16 protein-coding genes, 1 tRNA gene and 1 pseudogene are annotated in these 14,019 nt (G+C 62.3%); 13 read left to right on the forward strand and 5 right to left on the reverse strand.

Going from position 1 to position 14,019, the window contains the following annotated elements; genetic code table 11:
- The 6 genes and pseudogenes from CD932_RS29025 to CD932_RS22110 form a co-directional block, all read left to right on the forward strand.
- Window positions 1-831 (forward strand): annotated as a pseudogene (locus tag CD932_RS29025) (hypothetical protein); the annotation flags it as partial.
- 83 nt (window positions 832-914) lie between these two features.
- Entirely contained in the window at window positions 915-1,343 is a 429-nt protein-coding gene (locus tag CD932_RS22090; protein WP_176461089.1) for a hypothetical protein, read from the forward strand.
- Window positions 1,344-1,345: 2 nt separating this feature from the next.
- Complete coding sequence (locus CD932_RS22095) at window positions 1,346-2,083, forward strand: C39 family peptidase (RefSeq protein WP_094444930.1); 738 nt, start codon at window positions 1,346-1,348, stop codon at window positions 2,081-2,083.
- Between the two features lie 66 nt (window positions 2,084-2,149).
- Window positions 2,150-2,626, forward strand: coding sequence for a hypothetical protein (locus CD932_RS22100; protein WP_254926713.1), 477 nt, complete (start codon window positions 2,150-2,152; stop codon window positions 2,624-2,626).
- Between the two features lie 68 nt (window positions 2,627-2,694).
- On the forward strand, window positions 2,695-4,137 hold the full coding sequence (locus tag CD932_RS22105; protein ID WP_094444932.1) for an acetate kinase: 1,443 nt from the start codon (window positions 2,695-2,697) through the stop codon (window positions 4,135-4,137).
- Window positions 4,138-4,148: 11 nt separating this feature from the next.
- Entirely contained in the window at window positions 4,149-4,382 is a 234-nt protein-coding gene (locus CD932_RS22110) for a hypothetical protein (RefSeq protein WP_141213340.1), read from the forward strand.
- A gap of 39 nt (window positions 4,383-4,421) precedes the next feature.
- Here the strand turns inward: CD932_RS22110 and CD932_RS22115 are convergent, their stop codons facing one another.
- The 3 genes from CD932_RS22115 to CD932_RS22125 form a co-directional block, all read right to left on the reverse strand.
- The gene (locus CD932_RS22115; protein WP_094444934.1) at window positions 4,422-5,477 is read right to left on the reverse strand and encodes an alkene reductase; all 1,056 of its coding nucleotides are present in this window, start codon (window positions 5,475-5,477) and stop codon (window positions 4,422-4,424) included.
- 50 nt (window positions 5,478-5,527) lie between these two features.
- Window positions 5,528-5,824, reverse strand: a complete 297-nt coding sequence (locus tag CD932_RS22120; RefSeq protein WP_094444935.1) for a helix-turn-helix transcriptional regulator — start codon at window positions 5,822-5,824, stop codon at window positions 5,528-5,530.
- An 89-nt stretch (window positions 5,825-5,913) separates the two neighbouring features.
- Window positions 5,914-6,273, reverse strand: a complete 360-nt coding sequence (locus CD932_RS22125; protein ID WP_094444936.1) for a DUF1304 domain-containing protein — start codon at window positions 6,271-6,273, stop codon at window positions 5,914-5,916.
- 218 nt (window positions 6,274-6,491) lie between these two features.
- On the opposite strand from CD932_RS22125, the gene sugE reads away from it, so the two are divergent.
- Together sugE and CD932_RS22135 are read left to right on the forward strand one after the other, a co-directional pair.
- Window positions 6,492-6,812, forward strand: a complete 321-nt coding sequence (sugE, locus tag CD932_RS22130) for a quaternary ammonium compound efflux SMR transporter SugE (protein ID WP_094444937.1) — start codon at window positions 6,492-6,494, stop codon at window positions 6,810-6,812.
- A 103-nt stretch (window positions 6,813-6,915) separates the two neighbouring features.
- The gene (locus tag CD932_RS22135; RefSeq protein ID WP_094444938.1) at window positions 6,916-7,743 is read left to right on the forward strand and encodes a sulfotransferase; all 828 of its coding nucleotides are present in this window, start codon (window positions 6,916-6,918) and stop codon (window positions 7,741-7,743) included.
- A gap of 260 nt (window positions 7,744-8,003) precedes the next feature.
- Here the strand turns inward: CD932_RS22135 and CD932_RS22140 are convergent, their stop codons facing one another.
- Window positions 8,004-8,957 carry a succinylglutamate desuccinylase/aspartoacylase family protein gene (locus CD932_RS22140; RefSeq protein ID WP_094444939.1) on the reverse strand — a complete coding sequence of 318 codons (954 nt, stop codon included), beginning with the start codon at window positions 8,955-8,957 and terminating at the stop codon, window positions 8,004-8,006.
- Window positions 8,958-9,098: 141 nt separating this feature from the next.
- On the opposite strand from CD932_RS22140, the gene CD932_RS22145 reads away from it, so the two are divergent.
- Entirely contained in the window at window positions 9,099-10,208 is a 1,110-nt protein-coding gene (locus CD932_RS22145) for an acyltransferase (protein ID WP_094444940.1), read from the forward strand.
- Here CD932_RS22145 and CD932_RS22150 read toward each other — a convergent pair.
- Window positions 10,205-10,687 carry a hypothetical protein gene (locus CD932_RS22150; RefSeq protein ID WP_094444941.1) on the reverse strand — a complete coding sequence of 161 codons (483 nt, stop codon included), beginning with the start codon at window positions 10,685-10,687 and terminating at the stop codon, window positions 10,205-10,207. The two genes, CD932_RS22145 and CD932_RS22150, sit on opposite strands and share 4 nt — an antisense overlap.
- 134 nt (window positions 10,688-10,821) lie before the next feature.
- Here CD932_RS22150 and CD932_RS22155 point away from each other — a divergent pair.
- From CD932_RS22155 to rpmI, 4 genes are all read left to right on the forward strand, one after another.
- Window positions 10,822-10,898: transfer RNA gene (locus tag CD932_RS22155), tRNA-Val, on the forward strand.
- 209 nt (window positions 10,899-11,107) lie between these two features.
- Entirely contained in the window at window positions 11,108-13,015 is a 1,908-nt protein-coding gene (gene thrS, locus CD932_RS22160; RefSeq protein ID WP_094445325.1) for a threonine--tRNA ligase, read from the forward strand.
- Window positions 13,016-13,042: 27 nt separating this feature from the next.
- Window positions 13,043-13,588: a translation initiation factor IF-3 gene (gene infC, locus CD932_RS22165; RefSeq protein WP_254926743.1), complete on the forward strand. Its 546-nt coding sequence runs from the start codon at window positions 13,043-13,045 to the stop codon at window positions 13,586-13,588.
- A gap of 229 nt (window positions 13,589-13,817) precedes the next feature.
- Complete coding sequence (gene rpmI, locus CD932_RS22170; protein WP_010399216.1) at window positions 13,818-14,015, forward strand: 50S ribosomal protein L35; 198 nt, start codon at window positions 13,818-13,820, stop codon at window positions 14,013-14,015.
- Window positions 14,016-14,019: the final 4 nt, after the last annotated feature.

Here is a 14,019-nt window from a genome sequence, read left to right on the forward strand (position 1 = left end):
GTCGCGCACGGTCACAGTCAGGTCCGCCTGCTGGCCCGTGGTCAACAAGGACGGGCCGCTCAGTTCCACGGTGCTGCGGGCGGTGGCGGCGGCACGGGCGGCGCCGGCGGCAACGCCAGCAATGGCGCCACCAATGGCGGCGCGAGCACGGCGAACGGCGGCGGCGGCACGGCCGGCGGTACTGGCTCGTCCGGTGGCATTGCCACGGCCGCTGCCGGCGGCACGGGTACGGCGGGGGCGGGCGGCACCGATACCGCCGGCGCCGGCGCGGCTGGCGGTTCGGGCACTTCCGGCGCGGCCGGCGCCGGTGCAGCCTTGACCAGCTCGGGTGGCGCGGGCGCTGCTGCGACCGGCGGCACGGCGGGTACGGGCGGTGCGGGTGCAGCCGGTACCAGCACCGGTGGCAATGGCGCAGCCGGCGAGGCCGGTGGCGCGGGCGGCGCCACGGGGTCGGCGCAAAACACGGCCGGTACCGGCGCAGCTGGCGGTGCATCCACCGGCGGCAGCGCCAGCAATGGCACGGCAAGCAACGGCAATGCGACGGCCGGTGACGGCGGCGCCGGTGGCGCCGGCGGCAGCAACACGGCTGGCACGGGCGGCGACGGCGGCACCAATACGGCCGGCACCGGCACCGGCGGCGCTGGCGCTGGCGGCACCGGCGGCGCTGGCGGCACGGCCAATGTCAATGCGGGCACCTTCGACATGTCCAACACCATGAGCGGTACCGCCCAGTCGGCGGCCGGCCTCCTGGTCATCAGCCAGAACAGCGGCATTTCCTCGCTGATCCAGCAAAGCGTGACGGTGCAGGCCAATCTGTCCGTCGGTCCATAAGCCCCGGGCAGGCGACTGACAGCAAGCTCCGTCGTGGCCTGGCCGCGGCGGAGCCGTACGCGGAACCATATCAGGGGAACAGCATGCGAATTTTTTTGAATGCAATGTGCAGTGCCGGCCTGGCCTGCGTGTCGGCTGGCGCGCTGGCCGCGCCCGCACCTGCCGCCATGGCCGGTTTTGCGGAGCCCGATGCGACCGTTGCCGCTGCGCCAGCCGGGTCGCTGGCGCTGCTGCCGGTGCTCGCTGTGGCGCTGGGCGAGACCGGCGGCCTGGGCGCCGGGACGGACGAGGCAGTGCTGGAGCAGGCGCGTGGCGGCGCCGCTGTCGTCAATAACGAGGCAAAACTGAGCGGCTATGTCACCGGCAATTCCGCCACCTATGTCAACACGGGCGCCAACAGCATCGATGGCGGCGCGTTCGCCAACGCGTCCGGCATTCCGATCGTGATCCAGAATTCGGGGGCCAATGTGCTGATACAGAACGCCACCATCATCAACTTGCAGATGCGCTAGCCATGGCCGCCTTCCCATTTTGCCGGCACCGCGCGTGGGGGGCGGCCCTGGCCGGCCTGCTCGCTTGCGCCACGGCGGGCGGGGCTGACATCGCGGCGCTCGGCGGCGCGCGCTTCGACGTGCCTGTGGCCAGCATCCGCGAAGCGCGCTTCGCGCGCACCTTGCATCAGCAATATGATTTCAGCTGCGGCTCGGCCGCCGTGGCGACCTTGCTGACCCACCACTACGACGACCATGTCACGGAACGTTTTGTCTTCGAGCAAATGTATCAGCATGGCGATCAACAGAAGATCCGCCGTGAAGGCTTTTCCTTGCTCGACATCAAGCGCTTTCTTGCGGCGCGCGGCTTCCTGGCCAATGGATTTCAGCTACCGTTGGAAAAGCTGGCTGAAGCGCACTTTCCCGCCATCGTGCTGGTCGCCGATAAAGGTTACCGGCATTTCGTGGTCGTCAAGGGCCTCAGTCCCAGCCGGGTCCTGATCGGCGATCCTGCCGGCGGCACGCGCGCCATGCCGCGCGCCAGCTTCGACGCGATCTGGCAGGGCCGGCTGCTGTTTGTCATTCATGGACGCGTCGCCCGTCCCGGCCAGAATCTGGCGGCCGGGGCGGACTTGCGGCCCGCCCGTTTCAACGATGCCGACGACTGGCGCGTGGCGCCGGCGGCGCCGTTGGAGCAGGCGATCAGCCGCGGCGGCCTCGATCTGCTCACCATGCCCAAGCATGAAGCGGGAAATTTCTAGCGGCGCGGACCCAACTGCCGGCGCCGCAACGGAGGAACTATGCACAAGCACTATCGGAGGGCCGCTGTGACGCTCGCTTGCAGCCTGGCCATCAGCCCGGCCATGGCAGCGGAAGTTCCCGGTGACGACTGGCAGGCGGTCGACGACGCCATCCTGGAGCAGGCGCGCGGCGGCTTTGACATGCCGGGCGGCCTGAACCTGTCGCTTGGCATCGAACGCCTGGTCAGCATCAATGGCGAAGTGGTGGCCAGCACCTCTTTCATGATTGCCGATGTGGCGCGCCTGGGCGTCGATGAAGCCAAACAGGCGCGCGCGGCCCTCACGGCGATGAACGTGGTGCAAAACGGCAGCGGCAATCTGTTCGCAGCGGGGGCGCTGGAACAGACCATGGCCGGCACCGTGATCCAGAACAGCTTGAACGATCAGGTCTTGCGCAGCCAGACCATCATCAATACCAGCGTCAACAGCCTTGAACTGCTGAAGATCGCCAATTTCCAGGACACTTTGCAAAGGGCGCTCGATACCGTGGCCGGGCCACGCTAGGAGCAATCGAAACGACGCAGCAACCACCCACGCCGGGCATGCCGTCCGGCTTACCTTCAGGAGTAACGATGCGGTATCTTCATTTATTGCGTTTGGGCGCGGCCGGAGCCTCGTCCTTGCTGCTGAGCGCTGCGGCGCATGGGCAAAACGCTGCGGTCCCGGTCCCGGCCCCGGTCCCGGTCCCGGCCGCCAGCCAGCAGGCACTGGCGGCCCGCCTGGAAGACATGAAAGCGCAACTGGCCGAGCAGCGCCGCTTGCTCGACAGGCTGCGCGGCACGCTGCAGGCGCAGCAGCGCCGTATCGATGTCTTGCAGGGAGCGCCGATCACGAATGAATTGCTGGGCGAACAGCGTGGCCTGGGATTGCAGGAGGGCGCCGGCCAGGAAAGGCCCGGCCAGGAAAGGCCCGGCCAGGAAAGGCCCGGCCAGCAAGGCACGCCCGCCAGCGCCGCGCAGGCATCTGCACCCGCACCTGCACCGCCCACCACGCCGGCGGTGCCGCCCTCGACACCGGGACCGGTGGCGGTGGGTCGCCCGCCCGGGCGCGACAGCCGTCCGCCGGAAGTGGCGCCGATTTTCGAGCAGCCTGGCGTACTCACGCCCAGGGGAAAATTCGTGCTGGAACCGTCCGCGCAATTCGGTTATTCATCGAGCAACCGCGTGGCGCTGGTCGGCTATACCATCATCCCGGCATTGCTGATCGGCCTGATCGACGTGCGCGAAGTCAAGCGCAACACCTTTACGGCGGCGCTGACCGGCCGCACCGGCATCACCAACCGCTTCGAAGTCGAGGCGCGCATCCCGTATGTCTACCGGTCCGACGCCACCGTCAGCCGCGAGTTGTTCACGGGCACTGCCGTCGAGCGCGTGTTCGATACCAGCGGCAAGCACCTGGGGGACGTGGAACTGGCGGCCCGCTACCAGTTGAACGACGGCGGCGCCGACAAATCGTATTATGTGGCGGGCCTGCGCTTCAAGTCGCGCACCGGGCGCGATCCGTTCAGCGTCGTCACCGATTGCGTGCGCCGCTGCGTGGGCGAAAACGCCAGCGGCACCGGCTTGCCGCTGGACTTGCCGACGGGCTCGGGGTTTTACTCTTTGCAACCGAGCCTGACCTGGCTATTTCCTTCCGATCCGGCGGTGTTTTTCGGCAGCATCAGCTATTTGCACAGCTTCAAGCGGCACGATGTCAGCCGCCTGCTGCGCGACGGCACGCGCGAACCCTTGGGCACTGTCGAACCGGGCAAGATTTTTGGCGTGAACTTCGGTGTCGGCCTGGCGCTCAATGAAAAAGGCTCGCTCAGCCTGGGGTATGACCACAGCACCATCGGCCGCACGCGCCAGAACGGCACGGTCGTGCCGGGCGCCGTGCGCACCCAACTGGGTACTTTGCTGATGGGCTATTCGTACCGGCTCGCCAAGGACCGGACCCTGAATATTTCGATCGGCGCCGGCCTGACGCGCGATACGCCCGACGTATCGCTGGCGGTCAGGCTGCCGATGACATTTTGAGCATGGGAGGCATGATGCATAGCACATCGAGCAAGGACGATATCGGCGATGGCAACAGCCGCAACGATACGGCGACAGCGCAACTGGTGGAGCAGGGCGTGGAATTTCACAAGGTGCTGGGCAGGACGGTCGCCACCGCCTACCTGAAGGAGCACCATGTGCCGACGGAAGTCATTTACCGCATCCTCAGCAGTTCGGCGGCGCGGCGGCAATCGCCGCCGTCACGCACGCCGTCACGCTACTGAAGCGCCGGTGACGGCGGCGCTGTGACCTGACGGCAGGAATCAGGCCATGGCCGGATAGTCGGTATAGCCGGTGGTGCCCGGCGCATAGATGGTGGCCGGGTTCAGCTCATTGAGCGCGGCATCGGTGCGCAGGCGGATCGGCAGGTCCGGGTTGGCGATGAACCACAGGCCGAAGGCCACCGCATCGGCCTCGCCCTTGTCCAGCAGCGCCTGGGCGGCGGCCTTGTCCATTTTTTCATTGGCGATATACACGCCGCCGAACTGTTCCTTCAGGTAAGGACCGAGGCGGTCGTCGCCCAGCGCTTCGCGCGCGCAGATAAAGGCGATGCCGCGCTTGCCCAGTTCGCGCGCCACGTAGCCGAAGGTCTCGCGCGGCGTGGAGTCGCCCACGTCGTGCGAATCGCGGCGCGGCGCCAGGTGCATGCCGACCTTGTCGGCACCCCATACGTCGATGCAGGCGTCGGTCACTTCCAGCATCAGGCGGGCGCGGTTTTCGATCGAGCCGCCGTAGTTGTCGCTGCGCTGGTTGGTGCTGTCCTGCAGGAACTGGTCCAGCAGGTAGCCGTTGGCGCCATGCACTTCCACGCCGTCAAAGCCGGCTATTTTCGCGTTTTCCGCGCCCTTGCGGTAGGCGGCGACGATGCCGGGGATCTCTTCGGTGTCCAGCGCGCGTGGCGTCACGTATTCCTGCATCGGGCGCACCAGGCTGACGTGGCCGGCCGGCTTGATGGCGCTTGGCGCCACGGGCAGGTCGCCGTCGAGGAACAGCGGCGCGGAGATGCGGCCCACATGCCACAGTTGCAGCACGATCTTGCCGCCGGCCGCATGCACGGCGTCGGTGACCAGTTTCCAGCCTGCCACCTGTTCGTCGGACCAGATGCCCGGCGTATCGGCGTAGCCCACGCCCTGGGGCGTGACGGCGGTCGCTTCAGAAATGATCAGGCCGGCAGAGGCGCGCTGCACATAGTACTCGGCCATCAGGGCGTTCGGCACGCGGCCCGGATTGTTGGCGCGCGAGCGCGTCAGCGGCGCCATGATGACGCGGTTTTTCAGTTGCAGGCTGCCGATGGTGATGGGATCAAATAAGGTGGTCATGTCGTGTGCTTTCTGTTGGATGGCCGCAGGGCGGCCGAGATCGATCGTGCTTACAAACCTTGCTGCATATGCTCGAGAAACGCCTGGATGGTCGCTTCATCGCGCTTGAAAAAATTCCATTGACCGATCTTCGTGGTCGATACCAGGCCGGCCTTTTGCAAGGTGGCCAGGTGGGCCGACACCGTCGATTGCGACAGGCCCAGCCGACGGTCGATCAGGCCGGCGCAGACACCGAGGTGCAGCGGCAGCGATTGCTCGGCGAAATGTTGCTCCGGCTGTTTCAGCCATTGCAATATCTGCCGCCGCACGGGGTTGGCCAGCGCCTTGTGGATGGCGTCTATCTGCATGGTGTTTATCGGATTCTTTGGATTTCAATATCGTCATATTACGATATAAATGAAAAACTTGCAGGCCACGACGGTGTGGCCTGCAAGGTTCAGGCGAAGTGGTACAGCAGCAGGGCGGTCACGGCCGGCACGGTTTGCAGGTAGAGGATGCTTTTCTTGACGGTGGCTGCGCCCCACACGCCGGCCACGGCGATGCACACCAGGCCGTAGACGGTAAACGCGTGGGCAATCGCGCTGTCAGGGTGGAAAAAGCCGAGGGCCAGCGCGGCGACCAGGAAACCGTTGTAGCAGCCCTGGTTGGACATGCCGGCACGCACGATTTCGGCCTTTTCCTTGCTGAGGCCAAATACTTTGCGCCCGCGGCTATCGAACAGGACGGTTTCGATCAGCACGATATACACGTGCAGCAGCAGGATCAGTGCGGTAAGGATCTGGGCCAGCATCAACATGTTTACTCCTCGGGCAGTATAAAGATGTTGATTATCGGGCAAGCAGCGACAAAGGGGAATATTTTTACCTAGAGCAACAATACCAACGGACCATGGGCTTGGGTAATCCGCCGGCGCGGTGCTATACTTCCGGCACATTTTTGCTCCTGTGGCGACGACTCCACACGATGATGGGGCCGCATGGCGGGGACGACCCTGCCGCCTTCAGGAGAGAAAACATGGCGTGGTTTATCTTGGTATTGGCTGGCTTGCTGGAAGTGGCCTGGGCCATCGGCCTGAAATACAGCGCCGGCTTTACCCGCTTCTTGCCGTCCGCGCTGACGCTGGCGGCCATGCTGGGCAGTATCGTGATGCTGGGCCTGGCCTTGCGCACTTTGCCGCTGGGCACGGCGTATGCGATCTGGACCGGTATCGGCACGGTTGGCACCGCCATCTTTGGCATCATGGTGTTGGGCGAACCGGCCAGCGCGGCGCGCATCGCCTGCATCGCGCTGATCGTCTGCGGCATCCTGGGCCTGAAACTGCTCAGCCCGCAATAAGCGCTACCAGGTGGTCCGCATGAGGAGCTCTCTGTTTTCAGGGGCCGTCGGGCATTGAGCACGATAATTGGCAAGTTGATTTTATTGTCTGGAGATACATCCCATGGTGCCTGATTTTATCGGTGTGACCGGCCTGCCGCGCGCCGGCTCGACTCTGGTTTGCCAGTTGCTGGCGCAGCATCCCGATCTGTACTGCGAAGGCACCAGCTCCCCCTTGTGCAATACCTTGCAGGGCATGCGGCGCCTGGTCAGCGACGACCAGTTTTTCCTGTCCCAGCTCGACCAGTCATTTGCCTCAAGTTATGGCCATCTGGAGTCGGCGATGCGCGGCTATTTGCGCGGCTGGTACCAGGATTGCGGCAAGCAGGCGGTGGTCGACAAGAACCGTGGCTGGCTGCATGCGGTCGAATTGCTGCTCAAGCTGGCGCCGGAAGCCAAACTGGTGGTGTGCGTGCGCGAGCTGGGGCAGATCTACGGCTCGATCGAGGCGCAGCACCAGCGTACCATCTTGCTTGATTTTATCGATCACCTGGCCGATTACGACCGCCTGGGCCGTGCCGACATGCTGTTTGCCAAGGATCGCACCATCGGCGCACCGCTGACGTCCATCCATTCCGTGATCGACTTGCCGCTGGCAGTGCAGCAGCGCCTGTATTTCGTGCGCTTCGAAGACCTGGTCGAGCGGCCGGTCGCCTGTATGTCTCATCTGTATGCCTGGCTGGGCCTGGCGCCGTTCGAGATCGATCCCGCCAATCTGAAAATCGGTGTGCGCGAAAGCGACAGCCACTACCGGATGAAATATACGCACACCCAGACGGGCAGCATCGGCAAGCCGAAACGTCATCCGATCCCGCCCCGCATCCAGCAGCAGATCGAACAATCGTATCCCTGGTATTACGAGTTGTACTACCCGCAGCAGGCTCCCGCTTGAAGCGCCCGCTGCTGCTTGCCTGGTCTAAGCAAGTACGCATAAATTCTTGTCAATTCTGACTTCCATAACCGGCGCTCTGCGGTGTTGCCCGCTGCTAGCAGTGCTCGCACTGCGTCGCATCGGGCGCCTTTGCGGGAGTATCGCCTTGCAAGGCGATACCGTTGCGCAGGCGCGGGACAGGTCCCGCGAATTCCCTGCTCCGCCATCCGGTTCTGTTCGTCATAATTTCACAATAATTTCTTGGTACTTACTTAGCAGTATCAGAAACTCGGGCTGACGCGCGCCAGGTAGTACCACTCGGCATTGGCTGCCGCGTTGACGTCCGGGAACAGGATATAGGCGTCGAACTCGGCCGTCACCGGCGTGCCGTCCGCGCGCACGCCGATCTGTTCGCCTTCCTTGACGGTGTCAAAGCTGGACCAGCTCCTGATGAAGCGGTCGTTGGCATCGAGCTTGTCGTGCACCACCACCATGTTCAGCGCTTCCATGTCGGCGTCCGTGATCGGCACCGGCGGCGGCGCATCGATGCAACCCAAAAAGGCGAGGGTATTGATGATGGCGCGGTAGGCGACATCGGGCGCGGCCGGGTCGGCATGCTGGCCGCATTCCAGGGTCAGTGCATAGCCGCCCGCCTGGCGCATGTATTCTGTCGTGCCCACACCGTAGCGCAACACCAGGCCGACCTGGTCGCTGCCGGCCAGGCGGCGCTGCACGCCAGCGCCATAGGTTTGCAGCCAGCCATCGACAAAGCGGCGCACGCCCAGGCGGCGCGCCAGCGCGCGTTCCTTCTCTTCCTGCTGGAACGGTTGCAGCGGGCCGTCGTTGTTGCGCGGGCCGACCATCACGAAGGGCTGGCTGTCGGCATTGAATGAATGCAAATCGAGCAGCACGTCATGCCGGCCCAGCAGCGGGCACAGCCAGTTGGCGATGCGGTCTTCGAAGTCTTGCGGCTTGTCGTTGGGGAACAGGTTGCGGTTCAGGTTGCGCTCGCCGCTGCGCACGCCCTTGGCGTAGGCCAGCGGGTTGGTGACCGGCACGAAAGTCACGCTGCCGGCCAGGATGGCTAACGCTCCGCTGTCGATTTCCGCCATCACGCGCTGTATGCCTTTGGTGCCGCAGGTTTCATTGCCGTGCACGGCGCCAGTAATGATCAGGCGCGGGCCGCTGCCCTGGCCCGTGTAGTTGACGGATCTGAAGTGAAGTGCGCTGCTCATGCTGGATTCCTCTATGAAAAACGGGTCGCCATATTCTAGCGGCATTCGCGGCGCAAGCCCGTAAAAATCTGGCCATGGCCGCGTGCGGCATGGCATGATCGGCGCCATTGCGTCTTTTTGCCGCGCCTTTGCCGCCTTGTCATGCCTGCTTCTACCATCACTCCCCGCCTGTACGGTCTCGACACCTTGCGCGCGCTGGCCATCGTGCTGGTGTTTGCCAACCATTACGAGCTGTTCGTCAGCAGCGGGGTGTTCGGTTTCTGGGGGCAGATCGGCTGGACCGGCGTCGACCTGTTTTTTGCCTTGAGCGGCTACTTGATCGGCAACCAGATCTTTGCAGCGCTGCGCAGCAGCCAGGGATTTTCGCTGCCGCATTTCTATGGGCGCCGCTTCCTGCGCACCTTGCCCAATTTTTACTGCGTGCTGGCGCTGTATTACCTGTGGCCCGCGTTCCGGGGCGAGTATGCGCTGCTGCCGCTCTGGAAGTTTTTGACGTTTACTCAGAATATCAACCTGACGCCGGGCACGGCCTTCTCGCATGCCTGGTCGCTGTGCGTGGAAGAGCAGTTCTATGTCCTGCTGCCGGTCGTGGCCTTGGTCATTGCCGCCTGCCGCAAGTCCTTGCTGTGGGCGTGGGTGCTGGTCGCCGCCAGCTTTGCGGCCGGCATGCTGGTGCGCTCTTATTTATGGGATGAATATGTGCAAGTGCCGCGCGGCGGCCTCGGCTACTACAAATATATCTATTACGCGTCGTGGTGCCGCTGCGACGAACTGGTGGCGGGCGTGGCGCTGGCGCTGCTGAAGAATCATCATCCGGCTGCGTGGCGCCGCATCACCTCATACGGCAACCGCACCCTGCTGGCGGGCCTGGCGGGCGCGGCGTTGATGCTGGCGCTGTTTTACCACCATCACTTCGAGTACCGGGTGACCGTGTTCGGTTATCCTGCGCTGGCGGCCAGCATCAGCCTGCTGCTGGTGGCGGCCCTGAGTCCGGGCAGTGCGCTCCATCAATGGCGCGTGCCGGGCGCGGCCAGCCTGGCCCTGTGGTCGTACGCGATCTATTTGCTGCACAAGCAGCTGTGCATTTTGCTCGCTCCTGTCTTGCAGGGTCAGGGCTGCGCGCCGGACGGCTTGCCGGCGGTGCTGATCATGATTGCCGCCAGCATAGGCGCGGGCTGGCTGCTGTATAGCCTGGTGGAAATGCCATTCATGCGCCTGCGTACGCGTTACTTTCCCACCAACCACGCTTAGCTCGGCATATCGATCACGTCGATGCCGCGCGGCGTGCCGAGCAGCAGTTCCAGTATCGCGTGCACGCGCGGATTGGTCGCCTCGTCGCCGGTGGCGTGGATCAGTGCGCGCAGGCCGGGCACCGCTTCCATGATATGCGGGCTGTCGTAGGCATCGATCAGCAGCAGCACCAGGTCGGTGGCGCCGGCGCCGGGCTGGCGGCGCAGCCGGTCGTGGATCATGTTGAGCAGGGCGCGCTGCATGCGCGGCGTGGGATTGGTGATATACGCAAACACGCTGGGCGTGTTGCTGATGGCCGCGCACAAGCGCCGTTCGATCTCGTCGGGTTTCACGTCCGAGGCGATATCGAAATACGCCGCATCCCAGTGCGTGCGCGCATACGGGTGGCCGGGCGGGAAGGCGTCGGCCGTTTCAAAACCGCAAATGCGGCTTAACGTTTTGAGCCATGTTAATAAGGTCGATGATAGGGTGGAGTTCATGGGGCGATTTTAACGGCATTCGCTGTTCATCGGCATGGCGCGGGCCAAAACGGCTGACGCCCGGGAAATGTTAAAGTTTCCTGTAAAACAGCCCTTGTCATTCCCGGAAAGCCTCTCTATAATGCTGGTCTTCGGGGCGGTTAGTTCAGCTGGTTAGAATACTTGGTCGACATCCAAGGGGTCGGGGATTCGAATTCCTCACCGCCCACCAGAATGCAGTAATCAAGAAAGGGTCAACCGGTTATGACACCGCGAACTACTACCAAGCTTTGGGAGTGACGCTAGTCGATCGGGTTTGCTTTGTCTTAAAAAAGTGAAAAACGCGGCTAGTCCGCGTTTTTTTGCGTCTGCGTTTTCCTTCGGTCTTACACCTCATACATTGCAGTTTTACCTGGCGCCAGCGCCGACATGGAGATCAATATGCTTACAATCCGACTTCCCGATGGTTCCGCCCGTCAATTTGACGGCCCGGTCACCGTGGCCCAGGTTGCGGCCAATATTGGTACGGGTCTGGCCAAGGCTGCACTGGCCGGCAAGGTCGACGGCAAGCTGGTCGATACTTCCTTCCTGATCGAGCACGATGCCGAACTGGCCATCATCACCGACAAGGACGCCGACGGGCTGGACGTGATCCGCCATTCGACGGCCCACTTGCTGGCGCATGCCGTCAAGGAATTGTTCCCTGATGCGCAGGTGACCATCGGCCCGGTGATCGACAACGGCTTTTACTATGACTTCGCCTACAAGCGGCCGTTCACGCCGGAAGACCTGGTGGCGATCGAAAAGAAAATGGCCGAATTGGCCAGGAAGGACGAGCGCGTCACGCGCAAGGTCGTCACGCGCGACGAAGCCATTGCCTATTTTGCGAGCATTGGAGAGGCCTACAAGGCCGAACTGATCGCCGCCATTCCGGCCGACCAGGAAGTATCGCTGTATTCGGAAGGCGCGTTTACCGACCTGTGCCGTGGTCCGCACGTGCCGTCGACGGGCAAGCTGAAAGTGTTCAAGCTGATGAAGCTCGCTGGGGCCTACTGGCGCGGCGACTCGAAAAACGAGATGCTGCAGCGCGTGTACGGCACGGCCTGGGCGAAAAAGGAAGACCAGGAGCTGTACCTGCACAACCTGGAAGAAGCGGAAAAGCGCGATCACCGCAAGCTGGGCAAGCAGCTCGATTTCTTCCATTTCCAGGAAGAAGCGCCGGGCCTGATCTTCTGGCATCCGAAGGGCTGGTCGATCTGGCAGCAGGTCGAGCAATACATGCGCAATGTCTACCAGGTCAACGGCTACCAGGAAGTGAAGGCGCCGCAGATCCTGGACCGTGGCCTGTGGGAAAAAACCGGCCACTGGGACAACTACCGCGAAAACATGTTCATCACCGAGTCGGAAAACCGCTCGTATGCCTTGAAGCCGATGAATTGCCCCGGTCACGTGCAGATCTACAACAACAGCATGCGCAGCTACCGCGATTTGCCGCTGCGCTACGGCGAGTTCGGCCAGTGCCACCGCAATGAGCCGTCGGGCGCCTTGCACGGCATGATGCGCGTGCGCGGCTTTACGCAGGATGACGGCCATATCTTCTGTACCGAAGAGCAGATCGCCGGCGAAGTGACGGCCTTCCACCAGCAGGCGATGGATGTCTACACGGCGTTCGGCTTTACCAATATCGATGTCAAGCTGGCCCTGCGCCCGGACAGCCGCATCGGCACTGAAGAGTCGTGGGACAAGGCCGAAGAATCGCTGCGTTCGGCCCTGCGCGCCTGCGGCGTGGAATGGACCGAATTGCCGGGCGAGGGCGCGTTCTATGGTCCGAAGATCGAATACCACCTGAAAGACAGCCTGGGCCGCGCATGGCAAGTGGGCACGGTGCAGATCGACCCGTCGATGCCGGGCCGCCTGGGCGCCGAATATGTGGCGATCGACAATACGCGCCAGGTGCCCATCATGTTGCACCGCGCGATCGTCGGTTCGCTGGAACGCTTTATCGGCATCCTGATCGAGCACTATGCGGGCGCGATGCCCTTGTGGCTGGCGCCGATGCAGGTATCGGTGTTGAATATCTCGGACGCGCAAGCCGATTACGTGCAGGAAGTGACCACAAAACTACGCAAGGCAGGCATACGCGTACAGGCTGATTTGCGTAACGAGAAGATTACCTATAAAATACGTGAACATTCCGTACAAAAATTGCCTTACATCTTAGTAATTGGCGACAAAGAGCGGGATGCCAATACAGTGGCCGTGCGGGCGCGGGGCAATGTCGATCTGGGCGTGATGTCCGTCGATGCCCTGATAGAGCGACTCAAACATGAAGTCGACACCAAGGCCTGACGAGGAAACTCGCTGCACGACCGTCCTATCAGATTTTTAAAGGAAATTACAATAGCTACTGACAAGTCACATCGCATCAATGGCGAAATCACTGCCCCTGAAATGCGTTTAAGCGGGGTCGATAACGAGCCACTCGGTATCGTAAGTTTGGCTGAAGCCTTCCGCCTGGCGGAAGAGGCAAACGTCGACCTGGTGGAAATTGCGCCTACCGCGCAGCCACCGGTGTGCCGTTTGATGGACTACGGCAAATTTAAGTATTCGGAGCAAAAGAAGGCTCACGAAGCGAAATTGAAGCAAAAGATCATCCTCGTGAAGGAAGTCAAATTCCGTCCGGGGACTGATGATGGTGACTACAATATCAAGTTGCGTAATCTCATCAAGTTCCTCGAAGACGGTGACAAGACCAAGATCACCTTGCGTTTCCGTGGCCGCGAGATGGCGCACCAGGATATTGGCTTCCGCATGCTGGAACGTCTGAAGGCCGATCTGGAGCCGTTTGGCCAGGTTGAGCAGTTTCCGAAGATGGAAGGCCGCCAGATGATCATGGTCCTTTCGCCGAAGAAGAAAAAGTAAGATACAATAGCGTTTTTGCTGTGGTTCGATGTCGATGCGCCAGGTTTGGCGCAAGACGTGATACCAGGCAGTATTTTGAGCGGCCAGGCCAGCAATGTCCGGGCCGCTCAAACTGTAGTGGACTCGCATCCGCTGCACAAACATGTGAAAGCAGGCATCTAAGCGCAGCGTCGTGTTGCCACCTGCAATCCTGTTATAAATGGAGCTGTCCGTAAGAGGACAGATTGCTATGCCTAAAATGAAGACCAAAAGCTCTGCGAAAAAACGTTTTCGCGTGCGTCCGGGTGGAACTGTCAAATGTGGTCATGCGTTCAAACGCCACATCCTGACCAAGAAAACCACCAAGCTGAAACGCGCTCTGCGCGGTACTACCAATGTCGCTGCGTCTGACGTGAAATCCGTCTACCGCATGATGCCGACTGCTTAATCTC

This window comes from Janthinobacterium sp. PC23-8 (genome assembly GCF_002250505.1).
Taxonomy (GTDB): Bacteria; Pseudomonadota; Gammaproteobacteria; order Burkholderiales; family Burkholderiaceae_D; genus Janthinobacterium.